This is a genomic window from Bradyrhizobium sp. USDA 241, assembly GCF_049739505.1.
Classification (GTDB): Bacteria; Pseudomonadota; Alphaproteobacteria; order Rhizobiales; family Xanthobacteraceae; genus Bradyrhizobium; species Bradyrhizobium liaoningense.
The window spans coordinates 699,370-723,293 of sequence record NZ_JBMGPZ010000004.1; the positions used below are offsets into that span (position 1 = coordinate 699,370).

General features: G+C 66.1%; 18 protein-coding genes. 9 read left to right on the forward strand and 9 right to left on the reverse strand.

Annotation, left to right across the window (positions count from 1 at the left end):
• Positions 1-22: 22 nt before the first annotated feature.
• The 4 genes from ABIF91_RS13100 to ABIF91_RS13115 are packed head-to-tail and all read right to left on the reverse strand — an operon-like array spanning position 23 to position 4,476.
• Positions 23-865, reverse strand: coding sequence for an alpha/beta fold hydrolase (locus ABIF91_RS13100; RefSeq protein WP_028178593.1), 843 nt, complete (start codon positions 863-865; stop codon positions 23-25).
• Entirely contained in the window at positions 862-1,227 is a 366-nt protein-coding gene (locus ABIF91_RS13105) for an SCP2 sterol-binding domain-containing protein (RefSeq protein WP_050994949.1), read from the reverse strand. The genes ABIF91_RS13100 and ABIF91_RS13105 overlap by 4 nt, the downstream gene beginning before the upstream one ends.
• Positions 1,227-3,326 carry an acetate--CoA ligase family protein gene (locus ABIF91_RS13110; RefSeq protein ID WP_028178591.1) on the reverse strand — a complete coding sequence of 700 codons (2,100 nt, stop codon included), beginning with the start codon at positions 3,324-3,326 and terminating at the stop codon, positions 1,227-1,229. Before ABIF91_RS13110 ends, ABIF91_RS13105 begins: the two co-directional genes overlap by 1 nt.
• A complete protein-coding gene (locus ABIF91_RS13115) occupies positions 3,316-4,476 on the reverse strand; it encodes an acyl-CoA dehydrogenase family protein (protein WP_028178590.1) in 1,161 nt (386 codons plus the stop codon). Before ABIF91_RS13115 ends, ABIF91_RS13110 begins: the two co-directional genes overlap by 11 nt.
• A gap of 100 nt (positions 4,477-4,576) precedes the next feature.
• On the opposite strand from ABIF91_RS13115, the gene gcvA reads away from it, so the two are divergent.
• The 4 genes from gcvA (at position 4,577) to ABIF91_RS13135 (ending at position 11,113) form a co-directional block, all read left to right on the forward strand.
• Complete coding sequence (gene gcvA, locus ABIF91_RS13120; RefSeq protein WP_028178589.1) at positions 4,577-5,473, forward strand: transcriptional regulator GcvA; 897 nt, start codon at positions 4,577-4,579, stop codon at positions 5,471-5,473.
• 205 nt (positions 5,474-5,678) lie between these two features.
• Positions 5,679-9,086 (forward strand): hypothetical protein, encoded by a 3,408-nt coding sequence (locus ABIF91_RS13125; RefSeq protein WP_424579185.1) that lies wholly within the window; start codon positions 5,679-5,681, stop codon positions 9,084-9,086.
• 342 nt (positions 9,087-9,428) lie between these two features.
• Positions 9,429-10,346 carry a sulfite exporter TauE/SafE family protein gene (locus tag ABIF91_RS13130; protein WP_028178587.1) on the forward strand — a complete coding sequence of 306 codons (918 nt, stop codon included), beginning with the start codon at positions 9,429-9,431 and terminating at the stop codon, positions 10,344-10,346.
• The gene (locus ABIF91_RS13135; protein WP_028178586.1) at positions 10,343-11,113 is read left to right on the forward strand and encodes a TIGR02186 family protein; all 771 of its coding nucleotides are present in this window, start codon (positions 10,343-10,345) and stop codon (positions 11,111-11,113) included. The genes ABIF91_RS13130 and ABIF91_RS13135 overlap by 4 nt, the downstream gene beginning before the upstream one ends.
• A gap of 166 nt (positions 11,114-11,279) precedes the next feature.
• Here the strand turns inward: ABIF91_RS13135 and ABIF91_RS13140 are convergent, their stop codons facing one another.
• Complete coding sequence (locus ABIF91_RS13140) at positions 11,280-12,191, reverse strand: DMT family transporter (RefSeq protein WP_028178585.1); 912 nt, start codon at positions 12,189-12,191, stop codon at positions 11,280-11,282.
• A 99-nt stretch (positions 12,192-12,290) separates the two neighbouring features.
• Here ABIF91_RS13140 and ABIF91_RS13145 point away from each other — a divergent pair, with 99 nt between their 5' ends.
• Positions 12,291-13,154: a LysR substrate-binding domain-containing protein gene (locus ABIF91_RS13145; protein WP_028178584.1), complete on the forward strand. Its 864-nt coding sequence runs from the start codon at positions 12,291-12,293 to the stop codon at positions 13,152-13,154.
• Positions 13,155-13,177: 23 nt separating this feature from the next.
• On the opposite strand, the gene ABIF91_RS13150 is transcribed toward ABIF91_RS13145, so the two are convergent.
• Positions 13,178-13,417: a hypothetical protein gene (locus ABIF91_RS13150; protein WP_028178583.1), complete on the reverse strand. Its 240-nt coding sequence runs from the start codon at positions 13,415-13,417 to the stop codon at positions 13,178-13,180.
• Between the two features lie 205 nt (positions 13,418-13,622).
• On the opposite strand from ABIF91_RS13150, the gene ABIF91_RS13155 reads away from it, so the two are divergent.
• The 3 genes from ABIF91_RS13155 (at position 13,623) to ABIF91_RS13165 (ending at position 17,402) form a co-directional block, all read left to right on the forward strand.
• Positions 13,623-16,139: a glycogen/starch/alpha-glucan phosphorylase gene (locus tag ABIF91_RS13155; RefSeq protein ID WP_028178582.1), complete on the forward strand. Its 2,517-nt coding sequence runs from the start codon at positions 13,623-13,625 to the stop codon at positions 16,137-16,139.
• 97 nt (positions 16,140-16,236) lie between these two features.
• The gene (locus tag ABIF91_RS13160; RefSeq protein ID WP_245285454.1) at positions 16,237-16,533 is read left to right on the forward strand and encodes a hypothetical protein; all 297 of its coding nucleotides are present in this window, start codon (positions 16,237-16,239) and stop codon (positions 16,531-16,533) included.
• Between the two features lie 53 nt (positions 16,534-16,586).
• Positions 16,587-17,402, forward strand: coding sequence for an acyl-CoA thioesterase (locus ABIF91_RS13165; RefSeq protein ID WP_028178580.1), 816 nt, complete (start codon positions 16,587-16,589; stop codon positions 17,400-17,402).
• 239 nt (positions 17,403-17,641) lie between these two features.
• Here the strand turns inward: ABIF91_RS13165 and ABIF91_RS13170 are convergent, their stop codons facing one another.
• From ABIF91_RS13170 to ABIF91_RS13180, 3 genes are all read right to left on the reverse strand, one after another.
• Positions 17,642-19,258: a phosphoenolpyruvate carboxykinase gene (locus tag ABIF91_RS13170; RefSeq protein ID WP_028178579.1), complete on the reverse strand. Its 1,617-nt coding sequence runs from the start codon at positions 19,256-19,258 to the stop codon at positions 17,642-17,644.
• A gap of 299 nt (positions 19,259-19,557) precedes the next feature.
• On the reverse strand, positions 19,558-22,152 hold the full coding sequence (locus tag ABIF91_RS13175) for a tetratricopeptide repeat protein (protein ID WP_028178578.1): 2,595 nt from the start codon (positions 22,150-22,152) through the stop codon (positions 19,558-19,560).
• A gap of 64 nt (positions 22,153-22,216) precedes the next feature.
• On the reverse strand, positions 22,217-22,966 hold the full coding sequence (locus ABIF91_RS13180; protein ID WP_028178577.1) for a HugZ family protein: 750 nt from the start codon (positions 22,964-22,966) through the stop codon (positions 22,217-22,219).
• A 244-nt stretch (positions 22,967-23,210) separates the two neighbouring features.
• Between ABIF91_RS13180 and ABIF91_RS13185 the strand changes: the two genes are divergently transcribed.
• On the forward strand, positions 23,211-23,912 hold the full coding sequence (locus ABIF91_RS13185) for a response regulator transcription factor (RefSeq protein ID WP_008542552.1): 702 nt from the start codon (positions 23,211-23,213) through the stop codon (positions 23,910-23,912).
• The last annotated feature ends 12 nt before the right edge of the window (positions 23,913-23,924 follow it).

Below are 23,924 nucleotides of genomic sequence, written 5' to 3' on the forward strand. Positions count from 1 at the left end.
CCCATACTCTTCTTGAAACCGTTCAATCGATGGTTTTCAGAACGGGCAGCAGATATCCGAGGAACTTCTCCGGATCCTCGCTCATCGGGAAATGGCCGAGGCCCTTCATGATGGTGACGTGGCTGCCCTTGATGCTGTTGGCGACCGCGAGCGTTTCCTCGGGGGTGCACGAATAGTCGTATTCGCCCGACAGCAGGAACAGCGGACAACGCGACGTGTCGATCTGCGCAACGCGGTCTCGAATGTCGCCGTCGAGCTTGTAGAAATACAGATCGCCCTTGAACACGCCGGGCCCGCCCTGCATGTAGTGCCACAGCGTTTCCCAGCGCTCGGCATCGGGCGCATCGGGCCCGACGAGGCCCGAGACGATGGCCGCGCAGACCTCGCCGCCATGCACGTCCGGACGATGCAGGAAGTTGAGATCGTAATACGGATCGACGTGCGCGCCGGCCTGCAGGCCGATGATGGCGCGGAAGCGTTCGGGATGGTCGAGCGCCAGATGCAGCACGATCCGGCCACCGATCGAGCAGCCCATCACGACAGGCCTGTCGAGTTCGAGCGCATCGGCGACGCTCAGGATCATCCCGGTGTATTGCGTAGAGGTGAGCTGGTACTCCTCGTCGTGCCAGCCGGCCGGCGGCGACGATTTGCCGTGCCAGGGCATGTCGAAGGCGATGACGCGGAATCTGGAGGTCACGCGCGCGTCGTTCATCAGGGCGCGGTACTGACGGCCGTCGGCGCCCGCCGTGTGGAGGCACAGCAGCGGAATGCCCTGGCCGGCCTCTTCGACGTAGAGACGGTGGCTGCGGCCGAATAGATCGAGATGCAGATAGCGGCCGATCGTGGCTTCGAAACGCGGGCTCATGCTGCGACTCCCGATGCGCGCATCTTGACCAGCGCTTCCTTGAAGTAGCGGAGGTTGGCCATGAAGACCTGCAGATTGCCTTCGGCCTTGAGGGTGCGCCGCTTGATCAGCGCCATCAGATCGTGTGATCCGGGCTGCGGCTTCGCGCTCCAGAATTTCGTCCATTCCTCCTCGGAGGCCCGCAGCGCGAACGACCAGGAAGGCATGACGAAGGGGCCGCGCACCACGGCGGCGATCCGGCCATCGGCGATCGTGATCAGCCACGCCGTGGCGCCGATCTCGAGCAGGAACGTCGTCGACAGAAAGCGGCCGCGCCGCACCAGGTTCGCGTCCGCGTTCACCCTGTCCTTGAGCTCTTCCATCAGGTGTCCTCCCTTCGCGCGAGCGCGACCAGGGCGTCGACGGCGATGACGCCCTCGCCCACCGGCTTGACGATCAGCGGATTGATCTCCGCATCGACCACCTGAACGCTCTCCTCGCGTGCCAGTCGCGACAGGGCCACGATGGCCCGTGCCAGGGCTTCCATATCGCCATGCGGCCGATTGCGATATCCCCGGAAGATGCGGCTGATGGCGAGGTCGGCGATCATGCTGCGGGCGGTGTCGAGATCCACCGGCGCGAGGCGGATGCTGCGATCGCGATAGATTTCGGTATAGATGCCGCCTGCTGCGAGCAGCACCAGCGGCCCGGCGTCCGGATCGACGCGATAGCCGAGCAGAAACTCGCCAAGGCCCGCCGTCATCGGCTGCACGAGAACCCGCGATGCCGCGTGGCTCCTGGCCCTGGCGTTCTCGGCAATGCGGCGCATCGCGGCCTTGAGCTCTGCCTCGCTGCCGACGTTCAGCACCACGCCGCCGATCTCGGTCTTGTGCGCGATCTCCGCAGACAGGATTTTCACGGCCACGGGGTATGCGAACGGAAGATCGAAGGGCCCTTGTGCGTCGATCTGGATGGCGACGGCCGGGGCATGGGAGACGCCCAGCTTCGCCAGCAGTGCATAGGCCTCGCTTTCGTCGAGCTGCCGCGTCGGGCGCGACGCGACGCGCCGTGACGACGGAGCGGGTGCTGCGGCCGGACGGCGCAGCAGCGCGGCGCTCATGGCGTCGGCACAGGACTCCGGCGTGCGGAACGCGGGCACCCCGGCCGCAGCCAGCATGTTGAGGGCGTCCGGCGCCTCCGGGACCACGAAGGCGGCGAGCGGCTTGGAATGCGCACCGCTGTCGATGACGGGCTTGACGGCCAGATCCGGCTGAAATCTTGCAGACGAGCCGATCACCGCGATGATGGCGTCGAACTCCGGAGCGCCCAGCAATGTGTCGAGCGCCGCCTTCATCACGTCGTAGCGGGTGCCGGCCAGCGTCAGATCGGTGATGCGATCGTGCCCCGCCTTGACGCCGGCGGCGCCGAGCCGCGCGTGGGTTTCCGGACTCGGTGCGACCACCTCGATGCCGCGCATCGCCAGCTCGTCGACCACCATGGCGGCGCCACCGCCGGTCGTGGTCACGACGCCGATGCGGGGAGCGCCCGCTCCCGGCCGCCGCGCCGACACGCGCCGCACCAGCGGCAGCGCTTCGAGCAAGGTTTCGAAATTGAAGATGCGGGCAATGCCGCAATCGGCGAGGAACGCGGCCGCGACGTCGTCCTCGCCGGCCAGCGCACCGGTGTGCGACAGCGCAAGCTCGGCCGCGACCGCGGACCGGCCGAGCTTGTAGGCCACGATCGGCTTGCCGCGGGCCGCGGCACCGAGCGCGAAGGCCCGCAGGTCATCGGCGTGGCGGATGCTTTCGAGGAACAGCATGTAGCCGGTGATCTCGGGGTCATCGAGCGTCGCCGCACAGATCTCACCCAGGCTGAGATCTATCTCGTTGCCCACCGAGACGAGCCCGGCGAAACCGAGATTGCGCGCTTTTCCGCGCGACACCAGACCGCCCAGGAGACTGCCACTGTGCGACGCGACAAAGGTGCCGCCACGCGGCAGATCCGGCTCAGCAAACGCGGCATTGGCGGTGATGACCGTCCGGCGGTGCAGATTGATGGCGCCGAGGCTCGATGGCCCGAGAATCCGCAATCCGCTCGCGGCCCGCAGCGCTTTCAGGCGTGCGAGCAGCTTGCGCCCCTCTTCGTCGGCGTCCGAAAAACCGGACGCCAGGATGGTCGCGACCGAGACGCCGATGCGCGCACATTCGGCGGCGGCGTCCACGGCATCTTCGGTCGGGGTCAGGATGAAGGCATGGTCGGGAACGCCGGGCAGCTCCGCCAGCGCCGGCCACGCCGGTTCGCCCAGCACCGTCTTGCGGCCCGGATTGATCGGATAGATCGCACCGTCATAGCCGGCGCGCCGCAGATATTGCAGCGGGCGCGACGAGGTCTTGGCGGTGTCGTCGGAGGCGCCCACCAAAGCGATGCTGCGCGGCGCGAACAGCGCCTCTGCCAGAGTGGGCCTGGTCGTCTCAGCCGCCACGTCCGGCCTGCCCGCGCTGATCGAACCGGCGGTCGAAGACGGATTCCGCGATACGGTTCTTGAGGATTTCCGTGGAGCCGCCGGCGATCATCCAGCCGCGCGTGCGCCGCATGCAATATTCCGCGAGCGACTCCTGGCTGTAGCCGAGGCCGCCCATGATCTGCACGGCCTCATTGGCCACCTCGAAACCGGCCTGGTTGCAGGCCAGCTTGGCGATCGCGGTCTGATACGGCGAGGGCAGCTCTTCCCTGACATTGGCCGCGCGATAGAGCAGCATCTGGGCGGATTCGAGCTTCAGCGCCATGTCCGCAAACTTCCACTGCAAGCCCTGGAATTCGCACAGATGGCGGCCGAACTGCTTGCGCACGGCGGCATGCTCGCGCGCCAGGTTGAACGCGTAGCGGCCGAGCGCGAGCGAACGGGCCGAGTTGCCGAGCCGCTCCACGTTGAAGCCTGCGATCTGCTTCTTGAAGCCGCCGATGCCGAGCAGCACGTTCCGCTTCGGGATCCGGCAGTTCTCGAAATAGAGCTGGTTCCACTCCTCGCCGCTCATGAAGGCGGTCGGCTTGCCGATCGAGAAGCCGGGCGTGTCACGCTCGACGATGACGGACCCGATCCCGGAGACACCGGGCGCGAAGCGGACGTAGACCAGATAGATCGCCGCATCCGGACTGTGGGTGCCGAACACCTTGCTCCCATTGATGACGTAATCGTCGCCATCCTCTGTCGCCGTCGTCTTCAGTTCGGTCACGGCGGAGCCGGCCTCTGGCTCGCTCATGCCGAGGCTGATGCAGATGTTGCCGGCGAGGAGATCGGGCAGCCATCGCTGCTTCTGCTCCGGCGTCGCGTATTCCACGAAGGTGCGGATCGGCCCGAAATTGCCGGCCTGGACGACGTCGGCGCTGCGCGGGCACACCGACGCGACCTGCTCGATCGCGATCACGGAATCCAGAAGCGTGCCGCCCTGCCCGCCATCCTTCGGATCGAAGGAGATGCCCATCAAACCCTGCTTGCCGAGCATCTGCGCGACGTCGCGCGGAAAGCGCGGATCGTGAGCGCGTGCAAGCGATCCATCCTTCAGGTTCGCTTCGGCAAAGCGGCGAACCGAGTCCGCGAACGCCTGCTGCTCTTCGTTCAGTTCGAAATCCATCGGCCATCACATCGCTGAGACGACGCCGTCTTCCCAGTCAGGGCTTTGACAGACAACTGAGCAAAAGTTATGATAAGATTACATTTTGTAATGATCTAGCATGATACCTCCGCTCAACCCGTTGCACGTTTTCGACGTGGCGGCGCGCCATCTCAGCTTCACGCGCGCGGCCCGGGAACTCCGCGTCACGCAGCCGGCCGTCAGCCGCCAAGTCACCATCCTCGAAGCCTTTCTCGGCGTGCGGCTGTTCGAACGGGACAAGGCCGGGTTGCGGCTGACATCGGAGGGAAACGAGTTTCACCGGCAGATCGCGCCGGCCTTCCGGATCATCGCCCAGGCCACCACGGGCCTGACCGCGACCGGCAAGGCCCAGCCGCTGAAGATCAGGGTCTACACGACGTTCGCGGCGAAATGGCTGATCCCGCGGCTGCCGTCCTTCTATGTCAGCTACCCCAACATCAGGCTGGACATCAGCAACGTGGTTGCGCCAGTGGATTTCGAGAACGATAAGGTCGATCTCGCCGTCCAGTTCGGCTCGGGCAAATGGCCGGGCGCGGAGACCGAACTGCTGTTCAGGGACGTCATCCAGCCGGTCTGCAGCCCGAAGCTGCTGAAACGGACGCGCCTTGCCGAGCTCGACGATCTGCGCAAGGTCCAGCTGCTCCATTCACATTACCGTCGCTCCGACTGGCCGGATTGGCTGATGGCGGTGAAACGGCCGGACCTGCTGACCGATCGCAGCGTGAGCTTCCAGAGTTCGATCCTGACCTACCAAGCCGCCGCCGAAGGCGTCGGCGTCGCGATGGGCCAGCTCTTCCTGCTCCGGAACGAGATCGAAGACGGGACCCTGGTTCCCCTGTTCAACGCACCGCTGGAACGCCCCTCCGCCCATTACCTGGCCTGGCCCAAGAGCCGGCCGATGGCCCGCAAGGCGCGCAGCTTCGTGGCCTGGCTGAAGGCCCAGATCGCCAATGACGTGAACCGCGGGCGGGCCTGATGGGGCCCGTCGGGCGAGCCGCCATTCTGCCCGCCCAACTTTAAGACACCCGCGCCGCATTCCTTAACTCGTTATTTACCGTAACAGGAAAAAGTCGGTTTTCGAGGCAGACGACCCGCGCCAAATTCGATTGTCTTTGCAACCGGGGCGCGTGGGGAGGCTGGAGGCGCCGGGTGGGGCGCCGGAGTCGGAACCGGACAGAGTCATGAATTCGCGCGTATCGTGGAGTGTTGACGGCATCGATCCATCCGTCCGGGAGCGGGCCGAAGCTGCTGCGCGCAGAGCCGGCATGACGCTCAACGATTGGCTGAACTCCACGCTCGGCGAGACGGCCCCGCCGAACTTTCGCGCAGCCTACGACCAGCGTCCGCAGCACATGCCGAGCCAAGCACCCAGTCAGGAGAGCCGCGAAGTCGCCGACATCCACCAGCGGCTCGATGCGATCACCCAGCAGATCGAACGGATTTCCAAGCCCGCCCCGCGCCAAGACTCTTCAAGACCAGACGTCTCGCGCGAGCAGGGCGTCGCGCGTCAGCTCAACGATGCGATCTCGCGGCTCGATGCGCGCCTGTCGCAAATCTCGCGCCCGCAGCGGCAACCGCAGCAGCCGCAGGCCCCACGCCCCGCCCCGGCCGACGCGCGCCAGCGCCAGGCCGATGCGGTCGAGCGCGCGGCCGCGCAGGTCTATCGCAGCTCACCACCCCTGAGCCCGGCTTCGTTCGACGTCGCGGTCGCCGAGATCACCGCGCGCCAGAGCGAGCTCGACGGCTTTGCGCCCAGGCAAATGCCCCCGCGTGCCGCGCCGTCGCTTGCGCCCGCCGCTCCTTACGCGCCGCCCATGGCGCCGCCGGCGCCTGCCTACGCGCCGCCGCCACCGCAGCCGGGACCGGATTTTTCATCGCTCGAGCGCCACCTGCTCAAGATCACGAGCCAGATCGAGTCACTGCAGCGTCCCGACAATACCGAGCAGGCGATCAACGCCTTCCGCAGCGAGCTGGCCGAAATCCGTGCCGCCATCACCGAGGCGATGCCGCGGCGCGCGATCGAATCGATCGAAAACGAGATCCGCTCGCTGCACCGTCGCATCGACGAGACCCGGTCCAACGGCACCGACGGCCAGGTCCTCTCCGGCATCGAGCATGCGCTGTCCGACATCAAGCAGGTGCTGCGCACGTTGACGCCGGCCGAGCAACTCACCGGCTACGACGAGGCGATCCGCAATCTCGGCGCCAAGCTCGATCTGATCCTGCGCGCCAATGACGATCCCTCGACGGTGCAGCAGCTCGAAGGCGCGATCTCGGCGCTGCGCGGCATCGTCTCCAACGTCGCTTCCAACGAAGCGCTGGCACGGCTTTCCGAGGACGTGCAGCTGCTGTCGTCCAAGGTCGACCAGATCACCCGCGCCTCCGGCCACGGCGACAGCTTCGCGGTGCTGGAGCAGCGCATCGCCGCGCTCACCGCCGCGCTCGAAACCCGCGAACGGCCTCAGCCATCCGAGAGCACCGAGCACCTCGAAGCCGCGATCCGCGCGCTGTCGGACCGTTTCGACCGCATGCAGGTCGGCAGCGATTCCGCGTCCACCTTCGCGCATCTCGAACAGCGCGTCTCCTATCTGCTGGAACGGATCGAAGTCGCCTCCGATCCGCACAACGGCAATTTGAGCCGCGTCGAGGACGGGCTGCACGACATCCTGCGGCATCTCGAGCGGCAGCAGGCGACCTATGCCGCGCTGGCCGAGAGCCGCAACTCCGCACCGCCTCCCGATTCCGGCATGGTCGATCTCGTCAAGCGCGAGCTCTCCGACATCCGCTTCAGCCAGGCCGAGACCAACCGGCACACCCAGGACTCGCTCGAAGCCGTCCACAGCGCGCTCGGCCACGTCGTCGATCGTCTCTCGATGATCGAGGGCGATCTGCGCGCGGTGCGCACCGTGCCGGCGCCGCAGCCGATGCCGATGGCCGCTCCGATGGAGCCGGCGCCGATGGCGCGCGAGCCGCGGCCACAACCGCAGCAGCCGAAATACGATCCGAAGCCCGAGCTGCCCAATCCCGCCGCCGCGCAGGGCACGCAGGCCGCCTTCGTCGCCGCGCCGCGGGAATTCCACGCGGCCGCGCCGGTTGCGCCGCCGCCGGTGCCAGCGGCACCGCAGGTCGCACCACCCTTGCCGCCGCGTGCGATCAGCGAAATCCTGGAGCCGCACACCGCGCCCGCGCGGGCCGCGCTCGCGCCGGAATTGCCACCGGATCATCCGCTCGAGCCGGGCACACGGCCGGGCGGACGCCTCGCCACGCCGTCGGAGCGCATCGCCGCCTCCGAGAGCGCGATCAGCGGAATTGCCACCGCGCCGAAAGAGCCGGTGTCGTCGTCGAGCTTCATCGCGGCCGCACGCCGCGCCGCGCAAGCCGCCGCCGCGCAGCCGGAAAAGACCGGCCGAGCCGCCAAGGCAGGGGCTGACCGGTCCAAGGACAAGGGCAAGGACGGCGGTTCGACCATCACCGCGAAGATCCGCTCGCTGCTGGTCGGCGCGAGCGTGGTCGTGATCGTGCTCGGCACCTTCAAGATGGCGATGAACCTGCTCGAAGGCAGCCCGCCGCCGGCGCCGCAGGCCATGGACGATACGTTCAGCCAGCCGGCGCCCATGGCCCCGCCGCCCCCGGTCGAGACCAAGCCCGCCACGCCCGAGCAGATCACGCCGTCGATGACGTCGCCGACGCCGATCGGACGGCAATCCCAGAACAATGCCGCGCCGGCCCCCGCCGCCATTCCGGGCAACTCGGCCTCCGTCGAGATCCCGCCGGCGCCTGCCGCGGCCCCGCCGCCTCCGGCCTCCAGCGACGTCACCGGCGCGCTGTCGGGCACGAGCCGCGCCAAGCTCGGCCTCGTCCAGGTGCCGCCGAGCGAGAGACTGCCTGACGGCATCGGCGGCCCGGCCTTGCGCACCGCCGCGATGAAGGGCGATGCAACCGCGGCCTACGAGATCGGCGTGCGCTTTGCCGAAGGAAAGGGCGTCGCCACGAACTACGACGAAGCGGCGAAGTGGTACGACCGCGCGGCGCAGGCCGGCGTGGTGCCCGCGATCTTCCGCCTCGGCACGCTCTACGAAAAGGGCCTTGGCGTGAAGAAGGACGCCGACATCGCCCGCCGCTACTACACCCAGGCCGCCGAGCGCGGCAACGCCAAGGCGATGCACAATCTCGCGGTGCTCGACGCCGACGGCGGTGGGCGCGGCGCCAACTACAAGAGCGCGGCGCAGTGGTTCCGCAAGGCGGCCGATCGCGGCGTCGCCGACAGCCAGTTCAACCTCGGCATCCTCTATGCCCGCGGCATCGGCGTCGAGCAGAACCTCGCCGAATCCTACAAATGGTTCAGCCTGGCGGCCGCGCAGGGCGATGCGGACGCAGCCGGCAAGCGCGACGACGTCGCCAAGCGCCTCGACCCGCAATCGCTCGCGGCCGCCCAGCTCGCGATCCAGACCTTCAGCGCCGAGCCGCAGCCGGATGATGCCGTCAACGTCTCAGCGCCCGCCGGCGGCTGGGACACCGCGCCGCAGGCAAGCGCCAAGCCGGCGCCGAAGGCCGTCGCGACCAAGCGCTCGGCCTCGGCGGCGAATTAAAGGCGAATAGCTTTCGATCCGACCAAGCGAGCCACGGGCTCGGTGCACCTCTCCCGCTTGCGGGAGAGGTCGGCGCTTACCGCCGGGTGAGGGATTTCTCCTCTTGGGGAGTCTCACTGCGGAGGCACCCTCTCCCCAACCCTCCCCCGCAGGCGGGGGAGGGAGCGCATCTCGCGTATCGCAACGATCGAGCCTTGTTCACGGCTCCTCGTCATCATTCACCACGCTCGAAGTTCCCGGTCCCTCCCCGCTCCGAATTCCGCTATTGAAAGGCGCGGCAATCGTTCCGTCCTTTCCGCGAGCATTCCGCGTTCGTCGATCCGTCTCGCCGGTGCGTGGTCAATGCAGCTCTACCTTCCGATCGCCGATCTGCCGGTCAACGTCTTCCTGGTGCTCGCCATGGGCGCCGCGGTCGGCTTCGTCTCGGGCATGTTCGGAATCGGCGGCGGCTTCCTGATGACGCCGCTGCTGATCTTCATCGGCATCACGCCGGCGGTGGCGGTCGCTTCCGTCGCGAGCCACATCGCGGCCTCGTCCTTTTCCGGCGCGCTCTCATATTGGCGGCGCCGCGCGATCGATCCGGCGTTGGCGAGCGTGCTGCTCTGCGGCGGCGTCACCGGAACGACGCTCGGCGTGTGGGCCTTCACCCAGCTGCGCGCGCTCGGCCAGCTCGACCTGATGATCGCCCTCTCCTACGTCGTGCTGCTCACCACCGTCGGCAGCCTGATGTTCTCCGAGGGCCTGCGCGCGTTGATGCGGACCCGGCGCGGCGCGCTGCCGCCGCGACGCACGCACAACTGGATCCACGGCCTGCCGCTGAAGATGCGGTTCAAGCGCTCGAAGATCTATCTCTCGGTGATTCCGGTCGTGGTGGTCGGCATCGTGATCGGCTTCATCGGCGCCATCATGGGCATCGGCGGCGGCTTCATCCTGGTTCCGATCATGATCTATCTGCTCAGGGTGCCGACCTCGACCGTGATCGGGACCTCGATGGTGCTGACGCTCGTCACCATGCTGTTCGCGACCATGCTGCACGCCGTGACCAACCACCTCGTCGACGCCGTGCTGGCGCTGATCCTGATGGTCGGCGGCGTCACCGGCGCGCAGTTCGGCGCCCGCGCCGGCCAGAAGATCCGCGGCGAGCAGCTGCGGTTGCTGCTCGGCCTGCTGATCCTCTCGGTCGGCGTCCGCTTTGCGATCGAGCTGGTGATCCAGCCCTCGGATCTCTTCACCATTCGCGAGCTGGGAGTGAGCGGATGACGCGCGCGCTTCTCGCAATCGTTCTCGTCCTGCTGCTCGGCGGCGCTGCGCGGGCCGAGCGGCTGATCGTGTCGGTCTCCAACCACCGCGTCACGGTGACACCGAACTATTCCGGCGAGGAGCTGGTGCTGTTCGGCTCGGTCGAGAGGGACGCCACGACGCCCGCCGACCGCACGGCTTACGATCTCGTCGTCACCGTGAGGGGCCCGCGCGCCGACATGGTGACACGGCGCAAGGAGCGCACCTTCGGCATCTGGATCAACACCGACTACCGGCAGTTCCTGCAGGTGCCGAGCTATCTCGCGCTGTTCGCCAATCGCCCCTTCGATGCGATCACCTCGCCCGAGATCGCCCGGCGGCAGCAGATCGGGCTCAACAACGTGCTGCTGACGCAGCGGGTCGGCGGCGATTACGCCGACGTGGTGCCGAACGATGCGTTCCGCTCGGCCTTCATTCGCCTGCGCACCCAGCGCGGCCTCTATCGCGAGGATTCGAGCGCGGTGACGTTCCTGACACCAACGCTGTTCCGCACCGGCATTCCACTGCCGGCGGAGGTGCCGATCGGGACCTATGAGATCGAGATCAAGCTGTTTGCGAACGGAGCATTCATCGGCAAGACCGAGACCGCGTTCGAGATCGTCAAGGTCGGATTCGAGCAGTTCGTGGCGACCACGGCGCGGCACAACGGGTTTCTGTACGGTCTGGCCACGGTGGCGATGGCGCTGATGACAGGCTGGATGGCGTCGATCGTGTTCAGGAAGGACTAGCACACACTTGCGGCGCCACTCTCTCCTCTCGTCATCGCCCGGCTTGACCGGGCGATCCAATATTCCAGAGACGCTCGTTGGATAGCTCGCCTTCACTACAACCGCCGCGGCGTACTGGATGCCCCGGTCAAGCCGGGGCATGACAGTTGAGATTGTGGCGACGTCCTCACGACGCCGCCTTGGCCGGCCGCGTCACCAGATAGATCCCGAGCGCGACCGGAATGATGCCGAGCAGGTCCCGCGCCTCGACGTGCTCGCCGAGCACGAGGAACGCGAACAGCATGCCGAGCGGCGGCATCAGGAAATGATAGGCGCTGGCGGCGGTGGCGCCGCACACCTTGAGCAGATGAAACCAGAGCCAATAGGCGAGGATCGAGCCGCCGAGCACCAGGAACGCGAAGGCGCCGATCAGGCCCGGCGTATAGTCGATCGCATGGATATCGGCGAAGGTGAGCGCGACAGGCGCGAGCACGATGCCGGCGGCGAGGTTCTGCACGCCGTTGCCGATCCACAACGACCCCTTCGGCGCCAGCAGCTTGAACAGGATGGTGCCGGCCACGAGCGAGGCCAGCGAGGCCAGCGTGAAGACGATGCCGTGCAGGGAATCGGTGCCGACCGACAGGCGGTGCCAGACGATCGCCGTCACGCCGATCACGCCGAGCAGGAGGCCGCTCGCCTTGCGCCAGGTCATGCCTTCGCCGAGCAGCATCGCGGCGAGTGCCGCCGTGAACACCGGATTGGCCGAGACGATCAGGCCGCCGAGGCCTGCGGAGACCGATTGCAGCCCGGTATAGCCGAGGCCGAGATAGAGCGCGTTGTTGGCGATGCCGAGCACGGCGAAGATGGCGGCGTCGCGCCAGGACAACGACCAGCCGTCGCCGCGGATCAGCGTCGCGCCCAGGATCAGGATGCCGGCGAGCGAGAAACGCGCGGCGAGCAGGATCAGCGGCGGACAATGGGTGACGCCGATCTTGCCGGCGATGAAGGCGTAACTCCAGAGCAGGCAGAACAGGCCGATGGCGAACGGCAATGTGTTGAAACGGCTGCGGGGCGCGGGAAGCGAGGTGGCGAGCGACATGAGGGCATTCTCCAGAGCCCTCGATCTAGAGAGGCGGCTTGTCATTTGGAAATTAAATGATTAACTCAATGCCAGTGGAATCTCGAATGGAGGCCGCCCATGCTTGATCTGGAGCTCCTGCGCAGCTTCGTCTCGGTGGTCGAGGCCGGCGGCTTCACCCGCGCCGGCGCCCGCGTCCACCGCACGCAGTCGACCGTGAGCCAGCAGATCAAGCGGCTGGAGGAGGATGTCGGCCAGTTGCTGCTGCACCGCGACGGCAAGGACGTGCGGCCGACCGAGGCCGGCGAGCGGCTGCTCTCCTATGCGCGCCGATTGCTCTCGCTCGCCGAGGAGGCGCGAGACGTGCTGCGCCAGCCTGATAGCGAGGGCGCGATCCGGCTCGGCATCCCCGAGGATTTCGCGGCGTACCGGCTGCCCAAATTGTTGGGTGCGTTCTCGCGCTCGCATCCGGGCCTGCGGCTCGACGTGCGCGCCGACCAGAGCAAGCACCTGGCCCGCGATCTCGAACGCGGCGAGCTCGATCTTGCGCTCTACAAGCGCGAGGCCGGCGGAAAGGACGCGATCGCGGTATGGCCCGAGCGGGTGCACTGGGTCACCAGCAAGAGCCATCCGATCGACGTCGACGCGCCATCGGTGCCGCTGATCGGCTTTCCCCTCGGCTGCCTCTATCGCGCCGGCGCCATCCACGCGCTGGAAACGGCCGGCCGCGCCTGGCACATGGCCTATTCCTCATCGAATCTCGCCGGCATCCAGGCCGCCGTCGCCGCCGGCATGGGCTTGAGCATCCTGTCGGAGATGTCGATCCAGTCCGAGCACCGCGTGCTGACAGCGAAGGAGGGCTTTGCGCCGATCAACAAGACCGAGCTCGCACTGATGGCTTCGCCGGATGCGAGCCCGGCAACGCTGCGGCTTGCGGGTCGTCTCGCGGAGTTTTGCGACACGGTGCAGACGAAGGCGGCTTGAGTCCGCTGGACCTCCGACGGCTCTCAATTCGCCGCGGACAGCAGCTTGTCGCCGCACGCATTTGCGTAGAACTTGCCGCCGCATTGGCGCTTGATCGCGGCGCAGCGGGCTGCGGGCGACGCATTCTGCGGGACCGTGAATCCGCAACTGAGACCGTCGGCGCTGCGACCGGATTTGCCGGCGGCAAAGGCCGCGCCGGAGGCGCTGGCGACGAGCAGGGCCGCAGCGGCGATTTCGATCGGCAGTCGCGTCAGCAGTCTCACGGGGATCTCCTCCACACTGATGGCTGAATCTTTCGTAATCTAGCACCGAATCCCGGTTTCTCCGTGCTCGCCCGGGTTCCCAACTCGGCCCGTTCCTTGCATAATTTTGCGCCAGCGCAGTGCACGCGCGCACGGGTGACAGTTCCGGTGCAAGGGCAGGACGCGTAGATTGGTAAGAGTTCTTTCGACCCAGGAAGTGACGGCCTTGCAGGATTCATCGTTCCAACCCAGTTCTCCGGCCCCCGGACAGCCCATCGACGAACTCGCGCTGGCTGAGATCAAGGGCGCGATCCTGGCAAAGCTGCGCCTTGCCATCGGCAAGGATGCCGGCATGGCGACGAAACACGACTGGTATCAGGCCGCGGCGCTGGCGCTGCGCGACCGCATCGTGCATCGCTGGCTGACGGCCGAGAAACACAGCTACGACGCGGGACGCAAGCGGGTCTATTATCTCTCGCTCGAATTCCTGATCGGCCGCCTGTTCACCGACGCGCTCAACAACATGGGGCTGCTGAAGATCTTCGAGGTCGCGCTCGGCGATCTCGGCGTCTCGCTGCCCGAGCTGCGCAAATGCGAGCCGGACGCCGCACTCGGCAATGGCGGCCTCGGCCGCCTCGCCGCCTGCTTCATGGAGAGCATGGCGACGCTGTCGATTCCCGCGATCGGCTACGGCATCCGTTACGATTACGGCCTGTTCCGCCAGATCATCAATCAGGGCTGGCAGCAGGAATATCCCGATGAATGGCTGAGCTTCGGCAACCCCTGGGAATTGCAGCGGCCCGAGGTGATCTACGACGTCAATTTCGGCGGCGGCGTCGAGCATGTCGACGACAAGGGCCGCGACCGCGCGATCTGGCATCCGGGCGAGACCGTGCAGGCGATCGCCTATGACACGCCGATCGTCGGCTGGCGCGGCCATCACGTCAATGCGCTGCGCCTGTGGTCGGCGCGCTCGCCCGATCCGTTGAAGCTCGATGCCTTCAACAAGGGCGACTATGTCAGCGCCAGCGCCGAGCAGGCGCGCGCGGAGGCGATCTGCAAATTCCTCTATCCGAACGACGAGAGCCCGGCGGGCCGCGAGCTGCGGCTGCGCCAGGAATATTTCTTCGTGTCGGCTTCGCTCCAGGACCTGGTGAAACGGCATCTCGCCTCCGACGGCCAGCTGCGTAACCTCGCAGGCAAGGTCGCGGTGCAGCTCAACGATACCCATCCGAGCCTTGCCGTCACCGAGCTGATGCGAATCCTCGTCGACCTCCACAATTTCCGCTGGGACGAGGCCTGGAAGATCACGGTCGCCACCCTCTCCTACACCAACCACACGCTGCTGCCCGAGGCGCTGGAGACCTGGCCGGTCGAGCTGTTCGAGCGGCTGCTGCCGCGGCATCTGGAGATCATCTACCGCATCAACGTGCAGCATCTGGCGCTCGCCGAGGCGCGCTGCCCTGGCGACATCGACTTCCGCGCCTCGGTCTCGCTGATCGACGAGAAGAGCGGACGCCGCGTGCGCATGGGCCAGCTCGCCTTCGTCGGCTCGCACCGCATCAACGGCGTCTCGGCGATGCATTCCGACCTGATGCGCGAGACCGTGTTCCACGATCTCAACCATCTCTATCCCGGCCGCATCACCAACAAGACCAACGGCATCACCTTCCGCCGCTGGCTGATGCTGGCAAACCCGAAGCTGACCGACCTGTTGCGCGAGACCTGCGGCGATGCCGTGCTCGACGACCCCACCCAGCTCTCGCTGATCGAGGCGCGCGCCAGCGACGTCGAATTCCAGAAGGCATTCCGCAGCGTCAAGCACCACAACAAGACGGCCCTGGCGCGCCTGATCGGCGAGCGGCTCGGCATCAAGGTCGATCCGAGCGCGCTGTTCGACGTGCAGATCAAGCGCATCCACGAATACAAGCGCCAGCTGCTCAACGTCATCGAGACGGTCGCGCTGTACCAGGCGATCAAGGACGATCCAAACGGCAATTGGGTGCCGCGGGTGAAGATCTTCGCCGGCAAGGCGGCGGCGAGCTACCGCTACGCCAAGCTGATCATCAAGCTGATCAACGACGTCGCCGAAATCGTCAACAACGATCCCGCGATCGGCGGCAAGCTCAAGGTCGTCTTCCTGCCAGACTACAATGTCAGCCTCGCCGAGGTGATCATTCCCGCAGCCGATCTCTCCGAGCAGATCTCCACCGCCGGCATGGAAGCCTCCGGCACCGGCAACATGAAGCTGGCGCTCAACGGCGCCATCACCATCGGCACGCTCGACGGCGCCAATATCGAGATCCGCGACCATGTCGGGCCCGAGAACATCGCGATCTTCGGCATGGAGGCCGGCGACGTGATGATCCGCCGCAAGCAGGGGCTGGATGCCTCCGACGTGGTTCGCAATTCGCCGAAGCTGCAGCGCGCCATCAACGCGATCGGCGCCGGCGAGTTCTCGCCCGGCGATCCCGGCCGCTTCGAATCGATCGCGCATGCGCTGCGCTATCTCGACCATTACATGGTCAGCGCCGATTTCGATTCCTACTACGAGGCGCAGCGCGCGGTCGATGCGCGCTGGCTGGTCTCGTCGGCCTGGACACGCGCCTCCATCCTCAACGTCGCGCGCATGGCGTGGTTCTCCTCCGACCGCACCATTCGCGAATATGCCGAGGAGATCTGGAACGTGCCGGTCAACCCGACCACGCCGCTGCTGCCAGATCTGCGCAACGCGGCGGGCTGATTTTCCGCGGCGTGAAACGGGCGTTACCTGCGAGGTTATTGATTTAGCAGGATAGCTATCATATTACGGCTTGAGCCTTTTCTGGCCGGAGAAGATCGTGCCTGTCGGCGAATATGTCAGTCCGGATGGGCAGCTTCGATTGCTGGTCATATGTCCCGACGGGGACTGGACGCTGGGTTTCGACGGTTTCCCCTGGCACACGCACGGCAGCATCCTTGCCAGTGTTTCAGGGAAGGACGAGGAAACCGCGATCGAAAACTTCGTGGCCGATCTGACCAGCGGCAAGAGCATCATCGCGGTGAAGCGTATAAATGGCTCGGTGGCGGATGTCTGGGTGGGTCACGGACGATCCGGCGGACGATCTCTCCAGTTCGCAAAAATATGGTCCCGATGATGAGACGATGGAATTTCGTCTTTGGGACGGAAGCGTAGTGAAGGTCTAATCCAATGCACGCCAAGCTCCCGCACCCGTTCGACGACGCCACCCGCGTCACCGCCGGTGATTCCAGCTGGCAGGGGCACACCAGCGACGACTACTGGGCCTTCGTCGGCCCGTTCGGCGGCGCCACCGCCGCGACCATTTTGCGCGCGCTGATCGAGCATCCGCAAGCCGCCGGCGATCCGCTGGCGCTGACCGTCAATTACTGCGCGCCGATCGCGAAAGGACCGTTTGATCTCGACATACGGCTGGTGAAAGCCAATCGCTCCAGCCAGCACTGGAGCGTCGAGCTCAGCCAGGGCGGCGGCGAGGTCGCAACGCTCGCCACCGCGGTGTTCGCCGAGCGGCGGCCGTCCTGGGAACACCGGGTGGCGCAATATCCGGATGCAAAGCCGTTCGAGGAGACGATGCCGTTTCCCAAAATATCGGCCTCCTGGGCCAACCAGTACGAATTCCGTTTCGTCGAGGGCGAGATGCGCATCGGCCCGCCGCAGCCCGAGCTCGCCAGCACCTACTCCAAGATCTGGATCAGCGACCGCACGCCGCGCAAGCTCGACATGCTGTCGCTGATGTCGATGTCGGACGCCTTCTTCGGCCGCATCTTCCACGCGCGCCGCGAGCTGGTGCCGTTCGGCACGGTGTCGCTGACGACCTATTTCCACACTGACAGCGCAGAGCTCGCGGCTGAAGGCATCACGCGCGTGCTCGCGACGGCCGATTCCAAGATCATGCACAAGAGCTACGCCGACCAGAACGCCGAGCTGTGGTCGCCGAACGGCAGGCTGCTCGCGACCACGACGCAGATCGCGTATTTCAAGGCCTGAGGTCTCGCACCGATGTCGTCCCCGCGAACGCGGGGACCCATAACCACAGGGAGTAATTTGGCGAAGACTCATAGTGACCCTTTCTTCGCCGGCACTTGCACTGCACTCCCTCGATAGATCACGCGGTATGGGTCCCCGCGTACGCGGGGACGACACTGAGTGTGTGGTTCGCACAAGTGCCCATAAACAAAAAGGGCGGCCTTGCGGCCGCCCTTTTGCATTTCAAACGCTGCGCGAGCTTACTCCGCCGCCAGCTTCACGTCCGGCGCGGCGGCGCGCACCTCGGCGTCGACCTGGGCTTCGAACTTGGCAAAGTTCTTCTGGAACATGCCGACCAGGGCGCGGGCGGTCTTGTCGAACTCGTCCTTGTCCTTCCAGGTGTTGACCGGGTTGAGGATCTCAGCTGGCACGCCCGGCAGCGCGGTCGGGACCGCGAAGCCGAAATATTTGTCGGTGCGGAATTCGACGTTGCGCAAGCTTCCGTCGAGCGCGGCGGTGAGCAGCGCGCGCGTCACCTTGATCGGCATGCGCGAGCCGACGCCGTACTTGCCGCCGGTCCAGCCGGTGTTGACCAGCCAGCAGTCGACATTGTGCTGGGCGATGAGGTCGCGCAGCATGTTGCCGTAGACCGAGGGGTCGAGCGGCAGGAAGGGCGAGCCGAAGCAGGTCGAGAATTCCGGCTGCGGCTCGTTGCCGAGGCCGCGCTCGGTGCCGGCGACCTTGGCGGTGTAGCCGGAGAGGAAGTGATACATCGCCTGCGCCGGCGACAGCTTTGCGATCGGAGGCAGCACGCCGAAGGCGTCGGCGGCGAGCATCACCACGTTCTTCGGCTGCGGCGCGCGGCCGGTGCGCGAGGCGTTCGGGATGAACTCGAGCGGGTACGCCGAACGCGTGTTCTCGGTCTTGGAGCCGTCGTCGAAATCGACCACGCGGGTGTCTTCGTCGAGCACGCAGTTCTCGAGCACCGCGCCGAAGCGGGTCGAGGCCGCATAGATCTCCGGCTCGGCCTCCTTCGAGAGCTTGATGCACTTGGCGTAGCAGCCGCCCTCGAAATTGAAGACGCCGTTCGGGCCCCAGCCGTGCTCGTCGTCGCCGATCAGCGTGCGGTTGGGATCGGCCGACAGCGTGGTCTTGCCGGTGCCCGACAGGCCGAAGAAGATCGCGGTGTCGCCCTTGGCGCCGACATTGGCCGAGCAGTGCATCGGCATCACGCCGCGCTCGGGCAGATAGTAGTTCAGCGTGGTGAAGACCGACTTCTTCATCTCGCCGGCATAATAAGACCCGCCGATCAGGACGATCTTGCGGGCGAAATCGATCGCGACCACGTTCTCCGAGCGCACGCCGTGGCGTTTAGGATCGGCGCGGAAGCTCGGCATGTCGATGATGGTGAGCTCCGGCACGAAGGTCGACAGCTCGATCGCCTCGGGGCGGATCAACAGCGTGCGGATGAACAGCGAGTGCCAGGCGAGCTCGGTAAAGACGCGCGTCTTGATCCGGTAGGCCGGGTCGGCACCACCGTAGAGATCCTGCGCAAACAGCTTCTTGCCTTCGGCGTGCTTGAGGAAGTCCTGGTAGAGCGTTTCGAACTGCTCCGCGGTGATCGACTGGTTGCCGGCCCACCACATCTTCTTGTCGGTGGTGGCGTCACGGACCGTGAACTTGTCCTTCGGGCTGCGGCCGGTGAACTCGCCCGTGTCGGCGCAGAGCGCACCGTCGGCGGAGAGCACCGCCTCGCCCGCTGCGAGCGAATATTGATAGAGTTGCGGCGCACCGAGATTCCAGTGCACCTGCTTGAGATTCTTTAATCCAAACTTGTCGGCGCCGAAGGCACCGTTGCGCACGCCCGTCTCTTGCACGAAAGAATCCTCCTAGAACCCGCGACACTCAGCGCGACAAGTTTAGCGCCACCGCGGTCACCTTGATCAACGGGCCGTTCGGCCTCGGCTGAACGACGTAATAATCATGAACGCTGGCGTTGCCAAGCTGATCCCGCAAGCTGATCCCGCAGGATTTGGTTTATTCAAGGACCGCGCCAAACGTCGCGCATGTCAGCTCTGAGCAACCGCGGCGAAAAAAGCACGGATGATCGCGCAACCAAATGCGCGTTTGCGCGTTACTCGGGGTTATTGCGATGCACAATCGCCGCAGCGCAATCTTACCTGACCTCACCTTCGCCGATCAGTGCGAACGGCCCCCACATCGCGGGATAGGCATTGCGCGGCGACGAGGCGTCGTCGAGATAGGTTAACATCGCACGGCGCAAGGCTTCGGCACGACCGATCGTTGGTTCGTTCTTGAGCAGCGCGAACGTCGATGTGGTCAGGCGGGTGGCAGCTTCCGAATCCACGGCCCAATGCGAAACCAGCAGCGCGCGGGCCCCTGCATAGAAGAACGAGCGTGCCAATCCCGACAGCGCCTCGGCGCCGGGCTTGTCGCCCGCGATGGTGTTGCAGGCCGACAGCACCACCCAATCGGCGTTGAGCTTGAGCTGGGCCACTTCGCTCGCGGTGAGAAGACCGTCGTCGAGCTCCGACGGCTGATCCGGAATGGAGAGTGCGAGCGAGGGCTCGGCCAGTCCCTTGACGTCGCCGGCAACGAGGCCGTGGGTGGCAAAGTAGATGATGCCGTATTGGGCAAGCGCTGCACGCTTCAGCGTCGTTTCGCTGGCATCGCGTCCGAGATGGATATCGGCCGCGGCGGCACCGACGTCCCTCGCCACCGCATTCAGCTCGTCGGCGGTGTCGGGCAGCTGCGGCAGCGCCTGCGCCAGCCGCGCGCGATCGACGCCTGCGCCGCGCCAGAACTCGGCATAGGCCATCGTCGCGATGCTGCGCGCGGCGATCTTGCCGCTCGCGGCGCGCCGGTCGGCAGGACCTTCGGCTGCAGGGTTGAACACGGGATCGCCGAAACCGGTCATCGGCTTGACGCCGCGGTCCCTGCGGGCAAAGGCGCGCAGCGATTTCAGGCTGATCACCGACGGCAACACCGAGACGGCCTGCCGCCGCAGCAGCCAGGCGGCATCGCGATAGCCTTCGGGCCTGTCCGGGATCGCCGCCTGCGGCTTCTCCGTGACCAGCAGATGAAACGGCAATGCGGTCAACGCGGCCGACGGCACGACCAGCAGGTTGCGCTTGTCCTTGGTCAGCGCCTCGACCGGGCCGAGCAGCGCGGCATAGAGCTCGTTCGCGAGCGCAAGATCGAACAGTCCCGATTTGCCGGAGGCATCATGCGCCTTGCCGACATCCAGCCCCCTGCGGAAAGCGGCCACCTTCTGCGCCAGCGCATCCGCTCCGAGAGAAATCTCCTTCCAGTCGACGCCCTCGCGCGTGATCGCGACGACATAGCTCTGACTGTCGACGACGGAATAGATCACCATCGCCTCGTCGGCCGAGAGCAGCGGCTGGATCTCCTTCACCGTCAGCGGCAGCGGGTTGGAGAGCGAGGCATAGTCGGGAAACTCGACGGCGAGCGTCTTCTGCAATCCGTTGCGTGCGCTCGCGATCGCCGCGATCCGCGCGCGGCTGCGCTGCTCGGCCGCGACGTCGCGCTGCGCGGGCGGCTTCGACACCGCGGCGACGATCGCCTTGTCGAGCGCGTCGGATTCGGCCGCAAGATCCTGATCCTTGCGCACGAGCTCGGCGAGCCGGTCGCTGCCGGCGGCTAGCCGCACTGCGAGCTTGTTCACGGCGGAGGCGGCGGACGATTGCGTGCCGCGCTGGATCGCACCGAGCGCGTCATCTAGCGCCCTGTCGTTCGTGAGCAGCGATTGCTGCCGCGCAGCGAACAGGATCGGCAGCACCACGCGCAGCTGGGCACGATTGGCGGCGAGCGTCTTCTGCGCGAATGGCAGAGCGTCGGCGGTTCGTCCCGACGCCTGTAGGAAATGGGCGAGATTGCTCGCCGAAGTCGCGACATCGGGATGATCCGGTCCGAGTGCACGCTCGCGGATCGCCAGGGCGCGACGATAAAGCGGCTCGGCCTCGGCATGGCGCTTCTGGTGCTGGTAGAGCCCGGCGAGATTGTTGAGCGAGCGCGCGACATCGGGGTGTTCCGGCCCCAGCACCTTTTCGCGGATCGCGAGCGAGCGCTTGATCGGAGCTTCGGCATCGGCGTCGCGATTGAGGTCGCGATCGACCTGACCGATGTTGTTCAGGACGGTTGCGACCGCGGGATGCTCGGGCCCGGCGGCTTTCTGATAGATCGCAAGCGCACGCCGGAACAGCGGCTCGGCGTCGGCAAAGCGCTCCTGCTTCACATAGAGCGTGGCGAGATTGTTCAGAGCTCGGCCGACATCGGGATGCTCGCGCGACAGGCTCTTTTCGCTGACCGCAAGCGCGCGCTTGAACAGCGGCTCGGCTTCAGCGAAGCGGCCCTGCCGTTGATACAGCGCGGCGAGATTGTTCAGCTCGGGCGCGATCAAGCCGGTGTCGAGGCCGAGCGACTTCTCCATCAGCGCGATGGCGCACTTGTAGACCGGCTCGGCCAGATCGTCGCGGCCCTGGCCGGCATGGACCTGGCCGAGATTGTTGAGCGCGGCGGACAGCTCGCGGCCGTCGTTGGCCTTCTCCAGGCTCGCGACCATGGCCTGCGCCAGGGGCAACGCTTCGGCATATTTGCCGGCCTGATTGAGTGCGTTGATCCGCGCCCCCTGTGCGGCGAGATCGCCCTTCTGGGCGAGGGTCGGGGTGGCAAGCAACGCGGTGATCGCGAGCGCCAGACCCGCGGCCGATGCCATACGATGACGCGCCATAACCCCTCTCGCTGCGAGCCCGAAAACCATCACGGTCATGGGTCGCGGCGACGGGGAGCCGCGTTCAAGTCGTTGCGTTCTGGTCCATCTTCATGCGCGCTTCGCCAGCGAGGCGGACCAGCATCTTGCGCAGCGCCGTGCCATCCGTCACCCGCTCCGGGAAGTCCAGCCGCAGCGTGGTCTGGCCGTCCTGCATGTCGAGGCCCTCAGGGTCGCAGCCGGTGCAGCGCCAGTCGCCCTCGGCCGCGTCGAGGAGCTTCGTTGCATAGAGTTTCATGGTGTCGCGATGGTCGGCATTCATGTGCTCGACGGCGCCCTCTTCCGCCGCCAGCAGGTCGTCGGCGCCCATGAGGTCCGTGAGAAACTGATCGGGCCTGAGGTCGACGATCCGGCCGAAGCCGGCAACCAGATGGGTCCCCGTGGGACGGATCCGGAAAAAGGCGAAATCCTTAAACGAAACAAAGCCCTCCGCCGATGGATGGGCACTGAGATACCGTCGCTGCAGCAGAGCCTTACCGGCATCGGCCTCCTCCGCCCGGCCGGACAGCATGATTCGGGCGCCTTCCAGGGGATCGCCGGCCACGCGCTCGTCCAGCATCAGCGAGACCCGGCTGTCGGCGAGGATGTTCCGTGTGTGCACGGCGAGGCGCGAGATCAGCAGGATCGGCGAGCCATCGGGGTGGCTGGCGAGATTGACCAGGGAACAATAGGGATCGCCGCTGCCGGTCATCAGCGTCGCCAGGGCCCCCTGCCGGGACCGCCGCAGCAGCGATTTGGCGAGCTTTCCGGGGTCGAAATCGGGAGTCGGTTGCATCGGCTTTCCCTGGTCAGGTGGTTGCATGAGGGGCCTTGTTTCGGGTAAACGAGAGTCCGGTTATGGGTCGAGATGCGGCGAATCTGCCGTGTTTCGTGGAACTTGGTCACACTTCAGCCCAGCTTGCATTGCTCGGTGACAAGGTTCGAACGCCACTTCGGCACCCATGTATGTATGCGGCGCATCACTGGATTGCTCGCCGTTTCAAGCCACGACCCAAACGGAAAGCAGAAAGCAGAGGCTCATGCCCACAATCGCTTTGGTCGACGACGACCGCAACATTCTCACATCCGTCTCGATCGCGCTGGAAGCCGAAGGCTACCGCATCATGACTTACACCGACGGCGCCTCCGCGCTCGACGGTTTCCGCACCACCCAGCCCGATCTCGCCATCCTCGACATCAAGATGCCGCGCATGGACGGCATGGAGACGCTGCGCCGCCTGCGGCAGAAATCCGACCTGCCCGTGATCTTCCTTACCTCCAAGGACGAGGAGATCGACGAGCTGTTCGGCCTCAAGATGGGCGCCGACGACTTCATCCGCAAACCGTTCTCGCAGCGCCTGCTGGTCGAGCGTGTCAAGGCGGTGCTGCGCCGCTCGGCGCCGAAGGACCCGACCGTCGCGCCGAAGGAGAACGACGCCAAGGCGCTCGACCGCGGCCTGCTGCGCATGGATCCGGAACGCCACACCTGCACCTGGAAGAACGAGCCGGTGACGCTGACCGTCACCGAATTCCTGATCCTGCAGGCGCTCGCGACCCGGCCCGGCGTGGTGAAGAGCCGCAACGCGCTGATGGACGCCGCCTATGACGACCAGGTCTATGTCGACGACCGCACCATCGACAGCCACATCAAGCGGCTGCGCAAGAAGTTCAAGGTGGTCGACAACGAGTTCGAGATGATCGAGACGCTTTACGGCGTCGGCTACCGTTTCAAGGAAGCCTGAGGCGGCGGGCGC

Coding starts and splice junctions, on each gene's coding strand:
- ABIF91_RS13180 (WP_028178577.1), bottom strand. CDS start 22,966: ATGCAACCGACTCCCGATTTCGACCCCGGAAAGCTCGCCAAATCGCTG.
- ABIF91_RS13135 (WP_028178586.1), top strand. CDS start 10,343: ATGACGCGCGCGCTTCTCGCAATCGTTCTCGTCCTGCTGCTCGGCGGC.
- gcvA (WP_028178589.1), top strand. CDS start 4,577: ATGATACCTCCGCTCAACCCGTTGCACGTTTTCGACGTGGCGGCGCGC.
- ABIF91_RS13105 (WP_050994949.1), bottom strand. CDS start 1,227: ATGGAAGAGCTCAAGGACAGGGTGAACGCGGACGCGAACCTGGTGCGG.
- ABIF91_RS13145 (WP_028178584.1), top strand. CDS start 12,291: ATGCTTGATCTGGAGCTCCTGCGCAGCTTCGTCTCGGTGGTCGAGGCC.
- ABIF91_RS13165 (WP_028178580.1), top strand. CDS start 16,587: ATGCACGCCAAGCTCCCGCACCCGTTCGACGACGCCACCCGCGTCACC.
- ABIF91_RS13185 (WP_008542552.1), top strand. CDS start 23,211: ATGCCCACAATCGCTTTGGTCGACGACGACCGCAACATTCTCACATCC.
- ABIF91_RS13175 (WP_028178578.1), bottom strand. CDS start 22,152: ATGGCGCGTCATCGTATGGCATCGGCCGCGGGTCTGGCGCTCGCGATC.
- ABIF91_RS13100 (WP_028178593.1), bottom strand. CDS start 865: ATGAGCCCGCGTTTCGAAGCCACGATCGGCCGCTATCTGCATCTCGAT.
- ABIF91_RS13140 (WP_028178585.1), bottom strand. CDS start 12,191: ATGTCGCTCGCCACCTCGCTTCCCGCGCCCCGCAGCCGTTTCAACACA.
- ABIF91_RS13130 (WP_028178587.1), top strand. CDS start 9,429: ATGCAGCTCTACCTTCCGATCGCCGATCTGCCGGTCAACGTCTTCCTG.
- ABIF91_RS13115 (WP_028178590.1), bottom strand. CDS start 4,476: ATGGATTTCGAACTGAACGAAGAGCAGCAGGCGTTCGCGGACTCGGTT.
- ABIF91_RS13125 (WP_424579185.1), top strand. CDS start 5,679: ATGAATTCGCGCGTATCGTGGAGTGTTGACGGCATCGATCCATCCGTC.